Origin of the sequence: Longimicrobium sp., assembly GCA_036387335.1 — a bacterium.
Lineage (GTDB): Bacteria > Gemmatimonadota > Gemmatimonadetes > Longimicrobiales > Longimicrobiaceae > Longimicrobium.
The window spans coordinates 23,107-35,998 of sequence record DASVTZ010000223.1 but is presented as its reverse complement, the minus strand read 5'-3'; the positions used below and the strand labels follow the sequence as shown (position 1 = coordinate 35,998).

At 69.7% G+C, this 12,892-nt stretch carries 9 protein-coding genes; 2 read left to right on the top strand and 7 right to left on the bottom strand.

Annotation, left to right across the window (positions count from 1 at the left end; translation table 11 throughout):
• Nucleotides 1-201: 201 nt before the first annotated feature.
• From VF647_23050 to VF647_23020, 7 genes are all read right to left on the bottom strand, one after another.
• Nucleotides 202-1,017 (bottom strand): undecaprenyl-diphosphate phosphatase, encoded by an 816-nt coding sequence (locus VF647_23050; GenBank protein HEX8454974.1) that lies wholly within the window; start codon nt 1,015-1,017, stop codon nt 202-204.
• Between the two features lie 29 nt (nt 1,018-1,046).
• Nucleotides 1,047-2,510 (bottom strand): sodium:solute symporter, encoded by a 1,464-nt coding sequence (locus tag VF647_23045; protein ID HEX8454973.1) that lies wholly within the window; start codon nt 2,508-2,510, stop codon nt 1,047-1,049.
• Between the two features lie 853 nt (nt 2,511-3,363).
• A complete protein-coding gene (locus VF647_23040) occupies nt 3,364-4,743 on the bottom strand; it encodes a radical SAM protein (protein HEX8454972.1) in 1,380 nt (459 codons plus the stop codon).
• 405 nt (nt 4,744-5,148) lie between these two features.
• The gene (locus VF647_23035; GenBank protein HEX8454971.1) at nt 5,149-5,706 is read right to left on the bottom strand and encodes a hypothetical protein; all 558 of its coding nucleotides are present in this window, start codon (nt 5,704-5,706) and stop codon (nt 5,149-5,151) included.
• Between the two features lie 108 nt (nt 5,707-5,814).
• Nucleotides 5,815-7,872 carry a transglutaminaseTgpA domain-containing protein gene (locus tag VF647_23030; GenBank protein ID HEX8454970.1) on the bottom strand — a complete coding sequence of 686 codons (2,058 nt, stop codon included), beginning with the start codon at nt 7,870-7,872 and terminating at the stop codon, nt 5,815-5,817.
• A complete protein-coding gene (locus VF647_23025) occupies nt 7,869-8,930 on the bottom strand; it encodes a DUF58 domain-containing protein (GenBank protein HEX8454969.1) in 1,062 nt (353 codons plus the stop codon). The genes VF647_23030 and VF647_23025 overlap by 4 nt, the downstream gene beginning before the upstream one ends.
• 355 nt (nt 8,931-9,285) lie before the next feature.
• Nucleotides 9,286-10,257 carry a MoxR family ATPase gene (locus VF647_23020; GenBank protein HEX8454968.1) on the bottom strand — a complete coding sequence of 324 codons (972 nt, stop codon included), beginning with the start codon at nt 10,255-10,257 and terminating at the stop codon, nt 9,286-9,288.
• Nucleotides 10,258-10,444: 187 nt separating this feature from the next.
• Between VF647_23020 and VF647_23015 the strand changes: the two genes are divergently transcribed.
• Both VF647_23015 and VF647_23010 read left to right on the top strand, forming a co-directional pair.
• Nucleotides 10,445-12,163, top strand: a complete 1,719-nt coding sequence (locus VF647_23015) for a hypothetical protein (GenBank protein ID HEX8454967.1) — start codon at nt 10,445-10,447, stop codon at nt 12,161-12,163.
• Nucleotides 12,163-12,840 carry a hypothetical protein gene (locus tag VF647_23010; protein ID HEX8454966.1) on the top strand — a complete coding sequence of 226 codons (678 nt, stop codon included), beginning with the start codon at nt 12,163-12,165 and terminating at the stop codon, nt 12,838-12,840. The genes VF647_23015 and VF647_23010 overlap by 1 nt, the downstream gene beginning before the upstream one ends.
• Nucleotides 12,841-12,892: the final 52 nt, after the last annotated feature.

Below are 12,892 nucleotides of genomic sequence, written 5' to 3'. Positions count from 1 at the left end.
CGCGGCCCCTCCCCCAAAACAACCTGGGGGAGGGGCGTTTCGCGTGCGTCCGTGCCGGCGCGCGTGGGGCGGTGCGGCGGCGGGCACGGGCAGCCACATGGGGCGGCCCCTACGATGGGATCGCCGCAACGCGCGCGAAGTTCTCCCCCTCACCCGCCCTGCGCCCCCGCAGGCGGGGGAGGGGGCCGGGGGGAGGGGGCCCTACGCCCCCCCCGAACCGTTCCAGTACCAGGCGATCAGCACGATCCCGATGGCGATGCGGTACCAGGCGAACGGCTTGAAGTCGTTCCTGGAGACGTAGGACAGCAGACCGCGGATCACCACCAGCGCGGAGATGAAGGCGACGATGAAGCCAGTGGCGAAGACGGGGACGTCCGCCTTCGTGGCCACGTCCATGATGTCGCCCATCTTGATGACGGACGCGCCCAGCATCGCCGGGATCGCCATGAAGAAGGAGAACTCCGTGGCCGCCGTGCGCGACAGGCCCAGCCCCAGCCCGCCCATGATGGTCGCGCCCGAGCGCGAGAACCCCGGCCAGAGCATCGCCAGCACCTGGAAGAGCCCCACCCCCAGCGCCTTGCGCAGCGGGATGTCGTCCACCGACTCCACCGTGGGCGTGCGGAAGTAGCGCTCCACCAGCAGGATCGCGATGCCGCCCACCACCAGCGCCAGCGCCACGGGAAAGGGCTTGAACAGCCGCGCCTCGATCCACTTCTCCGTGGGCACGCCGATCACCACGGCGGGAATGGTCGCGACGACCAGGTTGATCATGAGGCCGCGCGACCTGGGGGTGCGCCACGTCCGCAGCACCTCCACGATCTTCTCGCGGTACACCCACACCACGGCCAGGATGGCGCCGAGCTGGATGAAGATGATGAACGCGTTCTGCTTCTTCCCCTCGAAGTTGAGCCAGTCCTGAAAGAGGATCAGGTGCCCGGTGGAGGATACGGGGATGAACTCCGTGGCGCCTTCCACGAGGCCAAGGATCACGGCTTTCAGGAACAGGTACAGGTCCATTCGCTCGTCCGGCAGGAGGATGAAGGAAGCTATGCGCCAAGCGGCTCAGGCTTCGGCGGGCCGGGCCGCAGCCGGGCCGTCGCCGAGCCCACGGCCACGGTGATGGCCGAGCCCAGCAGCGCGAACCACAGGGTGTCGATCACCTTGGGAATCGCGCCGAACTGCTGCAGCGCCCACAGCGCCGCCATCCCCGCGACGGCAACCGCCATGCCCGCAATGGCGTCACGCTCCCGCGCGCGCTTCGAAACGAGCCCCAGCAGGAAGCCTCCCAGCAGCCCGCCGTAGGTGAACGAGGCGATCTGCAGGGCGATCACCACCAGCGGCGTCCCCGACGCGACCCACTGGAAGGCGAGCGACACCACGATCATCACCGCGCCCCAGAAGAGGGTGAAACGCTTCCCCACCGCCAGCAGGTGGGCCTCGCCGCCGCGCCCGGTGAGCGGCACGTAGATGTCGTGCACGGACACGGCCGCCAGTGCGTTGAGCGACGACGACATCGCCGCCGCCAGGATCGCCGCCACCACCAGCCCGCGCACCCCCGTCGGAAGGTGCTCCACCGCGAAGCGCGGAAAGACGGAGTCCGGCGGGGTGAAAGGCGCGCCCTTGTAGTACGCGAACAGCCCCACCCCGATCAGCAGGAACAGCGCGAACTGGATCAGGACGATGACGCCCGACCCGACCAGCGCCTTGCGCGCATCGCCCAGCGAGGGCGAGGCGAGGAGGCGCTGCACGATCAGGTGGTCCGCGCCGTGGCTGGCCATGGTGAGGAAGGCGCCGCCCACGATCCCGGTCAGCAGCCACTTGGGGTCCGCGAAGCCGCCGCCGGGGTGCAGGATGCGCAGCTTGTGGCCCGGCTCCGCGGCGGCCACGATCCCGCTCCACCCGCCCGGCACCAGCCGCACCAGCACCCAGAGCACCGCGACGCCGCCCGCCACGTAGATGAAGAGCTGCGCCACGTCCACCCACACCACCGCGCGCAACCCGCCGTAGTAGCTGTAGAGCAGCGTAAAGACGCCGATCGCCACGATGCTCTGCCACACCGGGATCCCCGCGACCACCGCCAGCGGCAGCGCCGTCGCGAAGATCCGCACCCCGTCCGCCAGCGTCCTCGTCACCAGAAAGATCAGCGAGGCGAAGCGCCGCGCCCTGTCTCCGAAGCGGCGCTCCAGCAGCACGTACGCGGTGGCGATCTCGCCCCGGAAGTAGCGCGGCAGCAGGAAGATGGCGATCCCGATGCGCCCGATGCAGTACCCTGCGGCAAGCTGGATCATCCACAGGTCCGCCCCGTACGCCGTGGCGGGCACGCTGATGACGGTGAGCGCGCTGGTCTCCGTGGCCACCAGGCTGAAGCACGCCGCCCACCACGGGATGGCCCGGTCGGCGAGGAAGTAGTCGCTCGCGTCCTTTTGCTGGCGCCCCAGCACCGCCCCCAGCACGGACACGAAGACGATGTAGCCGATGACGATGGCGAAGTCGAGCGCGGAGAACGTCAAGGCGGGGAGCGGGTTGGGGGGAGGGGAAGTGCGTGAGTGCGTTAGTGCGTGAGTGCGTTGGGGTTCAGGCCACACCCACTTTGTCATCCTGAGAGGGTGTTTAAAAACTCCACTGGGGCCCTCAATCCGTAGTCTCGCGATGCCGCAGGGAAGCAAGAAGTAATCATCTTCCGCACAACTGAAGATTGATCTTGCTCTCGCGCGAGCCATCGGATCTGCCGGATTGACGTTTTTAAACACCCTCTGAGGGAGCCGCCACCCAGACCCCCGCACGCACGCTGTCCTCCGGCGGCGACCAAAGGATCTAGCCGGCGAACCAAGGGCCCCGGCGTGACGGACCAGGCCTCCAGTCTCGCGCAGTAGATCCTTCGCTCCGCGCCACGGATCAGAGAAACACAAGCACCTGCGCAGCGCGTCGCTCAGGATGACAAATTGGGGGCGACCGAGGGCCCGGCGAACCCGAGTGGAATCTTGCGCCGAGTGGCGCGCGCGAAAGGATAGACCGCCATCCCCCCGCGTGCAACGCTGAGGGGTCCAAGATGGGTGCAAGGCGATGGAGCGGAGTAATCGGCGGTGTGATGAACGCTACGGGAGCTTGTGTGTCCAGTGCGCGTTAAACGCCAGGGTGGGTTGTGCAGTTACTTCGACCCGAGCAACGTAGACACAGGCGCGATCAATCACCTACGGACCTATGGATGTCGGCGGATGTAGCGGGCGGCAACCGGTGATCCCGCCGCCACCCATACCATACCCCAGACATGCCAGATCGGCGTCCGACGAGTTCCGGAAGTGGAGGGGGAGTTGTAGCCCGGAGCCGCGCGCAGTCTAATACTCCTGCGACAGCGCCGCGGGGCTACGCTCCCGTTCTCTCGAGTAGTGGCTTGGCTAGATGCGGAGGGTCAGGCAGACGTAACGGCGCGGCATTGAAGTCCCATGCGCTCCACAAGTCACCTACAACTGAGCGCGCGTCGGGGGTCTGGACGATCTCTCCCTCATCGAAAACGACCCCAAAATGATCCGGGGTTCTGACAAAGGATTCAGGAGCCCAGTTCATCCACCACGTGCCAGTGATCACCATCGCGAATTGTACCACACGCGTGTCAGGGATGCGCGCGAACCCGAGGGGCCACCGGTAAAACCCAGTCGCGGCAAGATCCAGCCCGAGGGTGATTGCCTTCACGGCGGGGGGGTTGAAGAAGCTCCAGCTGACGTTCCCGGGTCGAACGTAAGCCAGCAGATCCACAAGCGCCCAGTAGTCGGCATCTAAGGAGCCAGGAAGATCCAGCATGACGAATGCGGTGGAAGTAATACCGGAATCATGCAGCAGCCCGAAAGCGTGGTGAAGTCGCTCGTCGTTGTCCCTGCGCTCGCCTCGGTTCAGCGTCACGAGCTGGCGCGCCGGCGCTTCCACCCCGAGCGCAATGTCCGTCAGCCGCCTGAACTTCGGTAGCCGGTTCCGCGCCACAATCACCGTTTCCGCGCGAGTCATACCGAGCCACGTAAGGCCCGCACGCTCTACCATCTGATCGAACTCCAGGGCCAAGTCCGCGTCGACCAACGAGATGTTGTCGACGCACCACAGCTCGCGGTATCCGAGGCGTTTCGCCTGATCAATCTCGCGCTCGATCACCGAGAAGTCCCGTTCGACGCGTCGGGACAACATCTTGGCCGTGCAGTAGTTGCATGACCACGCACACCCGAAACCGCCGGGTCCGATGATCGGATAGCGTGCGCTCGATCGCTCCCAATACACATCTCGCAACTCAGCGGTGAGCAGGGATAGGTTTGGCGCGGGCATGCGGCTAGAAGCGGAGCCGGCCTTGATGTCACCCTGCGTCGCACTCTCGATCCGATCAAGGTGGCCGTGCGCGTACCCCCTGAACACCGCATCCGCGAATACCCCAACTCCGCCCAGATCCTCCTTTCCGAGTTCGGAACACACATTCCCCCCCGCAACCACGTAGGATGCGCCCTTCACCCGGTTCAAAAGCTCTTTCGCAGTCGGCACGTTGCGCAGGGTATGGATCGCGATGAGCACGCCGTCGTATTCACTTGCGTCGATTTCATCGGGTAGCGACTCGGCGAAGGCAAAGTCCAAGTAGTCGAGCTCATGCCCCCGTTCCACGAGTTCGGTGGCGATTCCCAGAGGGCCCATCGGCAGCATTGCTGCTGCCGGTGGGATCACCTGTCCCTCTTTCATGATGTAGGGCGGGTTCAGCACAAGGTAACGCATGATCAGCCCCCGCTACTTGCGCTTATGCTGCGGACCGGCGGGTGCCTGCTGCGGGCCGGCGGGTGCCTGCTGCGGACCGGCAGGAGCCTGATGGGGGCCGGCGGGTGCCTGGTGCGGACTTTCCGTCTCCTTCCCCATAACCCCGCCCGCGCCGTGCGACCGCTCCTCGGCAAGCACGCGAGCGTTCCGCGCCTGTGTCGTGATAGATTCGCGTGTCATCAAGCACCTCCGGTTCAAGAGAGAAGCAGAGAGACCACGGTCCATTTCGATGGTAATTGAATCGCGCACAAAAAGCCATATTTCTGTTGAAGGTCGTGCCTGCCTGCCCAAATAAGGAAAGAACATGCCCCTCCCCCAGCAGTTTGGGGGAGGGGCAGCGAGGAACGAGCGGGGAGGGGGCCCCCCTTACACCGCCGCGGCGCTCAGCTCCGGGTCGTCCATCAGCAGGGAGGTCAGGCGGCCGAGGTGCTGGGGGGTGCAGTAGAGGCGGACCTCGCCGCGCTCGCTGGCGCGCACGCGCGGGCGGGTGAAGCAGACCACGCGGTGCTCCTGGCAGAGACGGTCGAGGGCGCGGGCGGCGCGGGCCGTGTCGGCCAGGGTGGGGTCGTCCTTGCGCTTCCAGCCGAGGTGCGTGGCCACGTCATCGGCCGAGACGGCGTCGTGCACGGTGGGGTTGAAGGCGTCCGCGTCCAGCATCTCGATCACCAGCTCGCGGTCGCGCAGGTAGCGGAAGGCGGCTTCGCAGTCGCGGCACTGCTTGTCCTCGGTGGGCGACTCGGCGGCGGCGACGGCCATCACTTCCGAGCAGTCGATGCTCAGCGTCGTCCCTTCTTCGCCGCCGTGCCAGCGCTCCACGGCCATCCGCTCGGCCAGCTTGCGGTCCTTTGCATCCACCACGTAACGAACCGTCTGGCGGAAGGTGATCTCCACCTCGAAGCGCTTCTGCTCCATCGTCCTGGACACTCTCGGATGGGAGGATGCGGGGTGCCCCCCGCGTGCATTTGTTACTCTACTCTGCTACAACTGCGCCCGGAATGGAAGGGGCGCGCGAAACAGGGTCCCTTTCGCGAGCTACTTCGCCGAGGCCGCGTGCACCCGCCTGCCGGCGCGGAGGGCGGCGCGGGACTCGTCGAGGGCGCGGGTCATCTCGGCGATGCCCCGCGGGCCGGCGGGGCGGCGGCCGAAGCGCGCGTCCAGGTAGTGGCGCACCAGGCGGGCGGCGGATTCCGAGCCCGGCGCGCCGGCGCGCTCCAGCCCTTCGGCCCATTGCAGCGGGCCGGCCGCGTCGTCGCCGATGCCGGCGCGGGCGTAGGCGCGGCGGAGGGCGAGGTAGATGCGCGCCTCGGGCGGAAGGCGCTCGCCGCGGCGCCGGATGATCCACACCGCGCCGCCGGCCAGCACCAGCGCGATCACGACCCACGGCGCCTCGTCCGGCACGCCGCCGCCGGGGCGCGGGCGCTCGGCATCGCGCTCGGCGCCGTCGCCGCGGGCGAAGAGGGAGCCGACGCCGCGGAAGACGGAGAGCTGCCGGTCCAGGTTGTAGTCGATCACCCAGCGGTACCAGCGATACTCCACGCCATCGAACCAGAAGCGGAACGGGCCGCTCCACGAGCTTCCAAAGCCAGGCTGCACCACGTCGGAACGCGAGGGGGGCGTGGGGTCGAAGGGAACCCATCCGGCGCCGGGGAACCAGACCTCGACCCAGGAGTGCGCGTCGTTCTCGGTGACGCGAAGGTAGCGGGCGCCGGCGTTCCACTCGCCGCCCAGGAAGCCGGTCACGTTGCGGGCGGGGATGCCCTGCGCGCGCAGCAGCACCGCCATCGCGGTGGAGAAGTACTCGCAGTGCCCCGCGCGGCGCCGGAAGAGGAAGTGATCGAGCGACGTCTCGGCGCGGGTGGCGGGGAGCTCGAGCGTGTAGCTGAAGGAACGCAGGTGGCGCTCCACCGCCTGCACCTGGTCCAGCCGCGTCCCCGCGCCCGCGCGCAGCGAGTCGGCCAGGCGGCGCACCCGCCGCGAGACGGGCGGGAGCATCAGGTACGGGGCGAGCTGCGGGAGGTCGGCATCCTGCCCCTCCGCCAGCGCCTCGGGCGGGGGAGCGGACGGGCCGGATACGACGGTGTAGACCGGCGTCTCGCTGCCGCTGAAGCGCACGTCGCCGCTGTTGTCGCGGAAGGGGCGCACGGCCGAGCGCGGCTCCACCCGCAGCACCGGGTGCGGCCCAAAGAGCACCTGCACGCCCGGCGGCCCGCCGAAGATCCTCACGCGCAGCGCCTCGCCGCCCCAGCGGCGGCGGTAGGCGCCGGGGGGGAGATCGACCAGTCCGACCGGGCCGCGCGACCAGCGGGTGCCGTCGAAGGTGTCGTACGTGCGGCCGCGCCAGTGGATGGAGGTGAGGCCGGGCGGAGGGCCGTCCGGGAACTCGGCGCGGAAGGCGACGCGCGGGTTGTCGCTGAGCTGCAGCCGAGAGCCGTGCTCCCCCAGCGACACGCCGTCGCCGAAGCCCACCATCGCCTCGCCGCCGCGGGCGCGGCCGTGCACGTTCCATTGCCGCGGCAGGCGCGGAAAGAGGATGAAGAGGACGGCGCTCATCAGCAGCGTCACCCCGCTGAGCGCCGCGGTGGTCCACAGGAAGCGGCGGCCCACGCGGATCTCCGGCGCGCGGTACCCCTCGGCCTGGCGGCGGAGGAAGCCGACCATCATCGCCAGCGCCGAAAGGGCCACGTACGCCGCGAACGCCCCCGCGAAGGCGATCCCCGGATAGTACCCGGTGGCCGCGATCATCAGGGCGAAGCTCAGCGAGTAGAGCCGCATGTCGTTCCTGGCGTCGAGCGAGCGCAGCGACTCGGCCACCAGGAGGAAGAGGAGCATCCCGAGCACCTGCGGCATGAAGTCGCCGCCGCGCACGAAGGCGATGTACAGCATCCACGCGCACAGCCCCACGATGCCGACGCGCGTCCCCTGCTCCACCCACGCGCTCAGCGAGGCCGGCGGCTGCCAGAGGGTGGCGAGAAGGAGCCCCGCGCCCGCCGTGAGCGTCGCCATGCCCAGGCCGGCGCCGGACGCGTAGGCTGCGAGCGCGGCCAGCGCCATCCCGGCCGTGAGACGTCGGTGCAGCAGGGCGACGGTCATCGCGCGCCCACGGCGAAGACGTCGCCCCACCCGCCCTCCGCCCCGCGGCCGGGCGTGACCCACACGCACTCGCCGTGCGGGACCGGTGGGCTGGGGCGCGGCGCATCCTCGCGGAAGCGGGCGCGGGCGAGGGCGTCGAGGACGCGCTCCAGCTGGCCGGGCCCGTCGCCGGGGGACACGCGCGCGTCCGCCGTCGCCAGCGCGAAGGCGTCGCCGCGGTGAGTCGCAGCGGCGGCCAGGGCGGCGGCGGTCTCGATGGCGGCTTCGGCGTCGTCGCCGTCGGGGGCGCGCAGCTCGAGGCAGATCCAGAGCGCGCGGGTGCGGTCGCGCTCGTACTCGCGGACGACGGGGGCGCCGGCGCGGGCGGTGGTGCGCCAGTGCACGTCGCGCGGGTCGTCGCCGGGGCGGAAGGGGCGCAGCGCGCGGAACTCGCCCCGAGGCCCCCCAGCCCCGGCCGGACGCTCGCCGGGCGGCCTGGAGCGCTCCCCAGCGGGTCGCGGCTCGCGCACGGGCCGGTCCGCGCGCGGCCACACGACGGCCTCGCCCGGAAGCTCCACGTCGCGCTCCTTCCGAAAGAGGCCGAACGGGAACGATGTCGCGAGCGTCACCGTCCCCAGCGGATACACGCCTCGCCGCTCCCACTGCCCCTCGGCCCGCGCGACGGTGGCGGCGCCGGGCTCCAGCGCCGCGACCCACGCGCGCGCGGGCGACCCCGCCTCGCCGATCTCCAGCGCAAAGGAGGGGACGCGGCGCTTCGTGTTCTTCACCTCGTACGACACCCGCGCCGGCTCGCCCGCCGTGATCCCGCGCGGCGGACGCCTTCGCACCTCGACGCGCCGCAGCATCTGTTCGCTGAGCCAGCCGCTGAGCGTGATGAAGCCCAGCATCGCGCCCAGCAGCAGGAAGAGCAGGTTGTTCCCGGTCCCGATCGCCGCCACGCCCAGCAACAGCGCCCCACCGCTGAACATCCACCCCGCGCGCGAAAACTTCAGCCGCCGCGGCGGCCTGAACCAGCGGCGGAGGGAATCGGCGGTGGACCAGAAGGGGGCGGAAGGCATGAACGGAAGTGCGTGAGTGCGTGAGTGCGTTGGACTACCCTGTCATCCTGAACGAGCCGCATCGCCGGAGCCGGCGAAACGCTTCACACTGCTGCGGCGAGTGAAGGATCTAGCCGGCGCGGCAGGAGGACGGCTGCTGACACGAGTCCCCCGGCACGCGCAGTAGATCCTTCGCTACGCGCCAGAGTGTGGGGAACGGGGTGAGGTCAGCGTGGCGCGTTGCTCAGGATGACAAAAAAACGCCGCGGCTCGCGAGCCCACTTCAGTGGGCTTCCCGTGGTTCCAGCGGGGGATTCATCCCCTCGCACCCCGTCCCAACGCACTCCCGCACTAACGCACTAACGCACTTCTTTTCTCACACCGGAACCGGCACCGTATTCAGAATCTCCTCCAACACCGCCACCGCCTCGTCGTACGCATCCCCCGGCCCCGCGGCGGCGGCGGGGAGGAGGCGGTGGGCGAGGCAGGGGACGACCAGGCGGCGGATGTCGTCGGGGGCCAGGAAGTCGCGGCCGTCGACCAGGGCGTAGCCGCGCGCGGCGCGAAGAAGGCCGATGGCGCCGCGCGTGCTGGCGCCGGCGCGCAGGCGCGGGTCGGCGCGCGTGGCCTGGATGATGGCCATCAGGTAGTCCACCAGCGCGGGCTCGGCGTGCACCTGCTCCACGCGGTCCTGCAGCGCCAGCACGCGCGCGGCATCCAGGATCGGCTTGATGCGCTCCACCGGGTCGCCGCCTGATGCCGAGCGCAGCAGGACCAAGCGCTCCTCGTCCGCATCCGGGTAGCCGATGGCGAGGCGCATCAGGAAGCGGTCGAGCTGGCTCTCGGGGAGCGGATAGGTGCCGTGCTGCTCCAGCGGGTTCTGCGTCGCCATCACCAGAAAGGGGCGCGGCAGGTCGAAGGAGCGGTCGTCGATGGTGACGCGCCCTTCCTGCATCGCCTCCAGAAGGCCGCTCTGCGTGCGGGGCGGGGCGCGGTTGATCTCGTCCGCCAGCACCACGTGGGTGAAGATGGGCCCGGGGCGCGTCTCGAACTCGTGCGTGCGCGGATTGTAGACCGAGACGCCCAGCACGTCCGATGGAAGGAGGTCGCTGGTGAACTGCACGCGCCGGAAATCCAGCCCCAGCGCGGCGGTCAGGGCGCGCGCCAGGGTGGTCTTCCCCACGCCGGGGATGTCTTCGAAGAGGAGGTGCCCGCGGGCCAGCAGCGCCGCCAGCGACAGCCGCACCGTCTCGCGCTTCCCGCGGAAGACGGTCTCCACCTCGTCCACCAGGCGCGGGAGAAGGGCGAGGCCGATCTCCTCGGCGTGCGCTGCGAGTGCGTTCAGCATCAGGTCGATGTGCAGGGGGTTCGGGCACGAAAGTTAGCAGGGAACGGCAAAAGCAAAAAGCCTGGCACGTGCCCTCGTGTCTCTGTGTGGAGCCGTTGTTCGTTGATGCACTTGACTGAAACGTTGCGGCGGTGCGAAATACCAGACGCCTGTTTCCCGCCTCCTCCCATCCAAAGAGCAGTTCCCAATGAAGAGACACATACTCACCGCGCTCGCCGTGCTGGTGGCGGCGGGGTGCGCGGATGATCCATCGCCGACGGCGCCGGAGCTTTCGGCCGAGCTGCTCCCCTGCGTCTTCGGCAAGGGGACGCGGCTCGACGTGGGCGAGACGATGACGGTGACCGGGGCCCAGGCGCGGAAGCTCTGCCTGCAGGCCGGCGGCGAGGGGGCGGACTACACGCTGGTCCCCTTCCTGGCCGACCAGGACGGCGAGGCGCGGCTCCAGGTGGAAGCCATCGGCGCGAACCTCCGCGACGCCGTCGGGCCGCCCGATCCCAACCGGATGCCCGGCGCGCTCGCCGCCGCGCAGCCGCAGCGCGACCAGGACATGCACCTGCGCCTGATGGAGCGGATGCGGAGCGGCCTCCACATCCGCCCCGCCACCGCCGCGAGCCGCGAGGTGGAGCCGGTGGCACCCGCGACCGCCTCCGTCGTGCCGGCGGTGGGGAGCTTCATCACCGTCGGCATCCCGCAGTTCTACCTGAATCAGAACCCGTGCACCGCGGGCGCGGTGCGGCAGGTGCGCGTCTCCGCGGTCACGCAGCGCGCCATCCTGGTGAACGACCCCACCAACCCCGCGGGCGGCCTCACCGACGCGGAGCTGCGGGCGTTCGGCGACGAGTTCGACCGGCAGATCTACCCGGTGGACGTGCTTAACTTCGGCGCGCCCACGGACCTGGACGACAACGGCGGGCGCGTCATCATCGTCTTCACCCGCGAAGTCAACGCGCTCACCCCGCCCAACAGCGGCGGCGGCTACTTCGGAGGCTTCTTCTTCCCCGGAGACCTCTTCCCGCGGGTGGGGACGCCACAGCTGGGCGCCTGCCCGCGCAGCAACGTGGGCGAGATCTTCTACCTCCTCGCTCCGGACCCGAACGGCGCCGTCAACGGAAACCGCTTCCCCAAGGACCTCGTCCTGCGCACCGCCGGAGGGACGATCGCGCACGAGTTCCAGCACCTCATCAACAGCGCGCGCCGCATCTACGTGAACAACGCGGAGGAGTTCGAGGAAGTGTGGCTGGACGAGGCGCTGTCGCACGCGGCGGAGGAGATCAACTTCTACGCGGCGTCCGGGCTCTCGCCGCGCCAGAACCTGACGCTGGAACAGATCACCGCCGACACCCGCAGGAACAACGCGGTGGACAACTACCTGCTGGACAACCTGGGGCGCTACATGACCTACCTGCAGGCGCCGGACAGCAATTCGGTGATCGGTCCCGACCTGCTGGAGACGCGCGGCGGCTCGTGGGCCTTCCTCCGCTACGCCATCGACCGCCGCGGCACGGGCGACCAGCAGCTCTTCTTCAAACTGGTGAACAACACGCGCGTCGGGCTGGACAACCTGTCGCAGGTGCTCGGCGCGCCCGCGCTGGACTGGGTGCAGGACTGGACGCTCTCCGTCTATACGGACGATGCGGTGCCGGTGGAGGCGCGCTTCACGCAGCCGAGCTGGAATTTCCGCAGCATCATGCCCGCGGTCGCCGCGCTGTACGGCGAGGACGAGGTCTTTCCGCTCAAGGTGGAGCGGCTGGGCTCCAACGCGACGCGGATGTACAACCTGCGCGGCGGGGGCGCGGCTTACCTGCGCTTCGGCATCGCGGGCGGGGCGCGCGTGGGGCTGCGCCTCACCAGCAACGGCGCTGCGCCGACCGACGACCTCCGCTTCTCGCTCGTGAGGACCCGCTGATGACCCGCATCGTACCCGCCGCCCTCGCCGCGCTGGCGCTCGCGCTCCCCACGGCGGCGCGCGCGCAGGGGTGCATCGGCGCCCCGCTCGCCGAGGGGACGAAGGCCGTCCAGCTCCAGGGCTCCTCCTCCGTCTACAGCTCCGCCCCCGAGGTGGAGGGGATGGGGATCGGCGGCTCGTTCCGCCACAACCCCGGCGGCCTGCTCGCCTACTCCGCCGAGTACTCCCGCGCCTCCGTCGGCGACAACGACGTCCCGCTGCAATCGGGCGGCGTCATGCTGGCTCTCCGCGCCCCCATCTCGCGCTTCGGCGTCTCGCTCTGCGCGCGCGGCGGCGCGATGGCATCGCGCCTTTCGGACGACCCCAGCGCCAGCGAGCTGGACAACGTGACCTTCCCGGTCGGCGTCGTCCTTGAGCTCCCCATCGCCCTGCGCGAGGGCCGCGCGCTGGTTCCGTACGTCGCCCCGCAATATCTCTTCTCCCGCACCCGCGGCGAGGTCCTCGGCCTGGACTACGAGCGGTCCGCCGACGCCCCCGGCGTCGAAGCGGGCCTCGGCCTGCGCGTGGGCCGCGCCGCCCTCACCTTCGGCGGCAGCTTCTCCGAACTCCCCGACGACCTCGTCACCGCCGCGGTGCCCGCGCAGTCGCTGTTCCTGCGGGTGGGGGTGGTGTTTTGAGGGAAGGCCGGGTGTGGCCGGGCGAGTGAACTCGCGGCAACAACAGCACAAA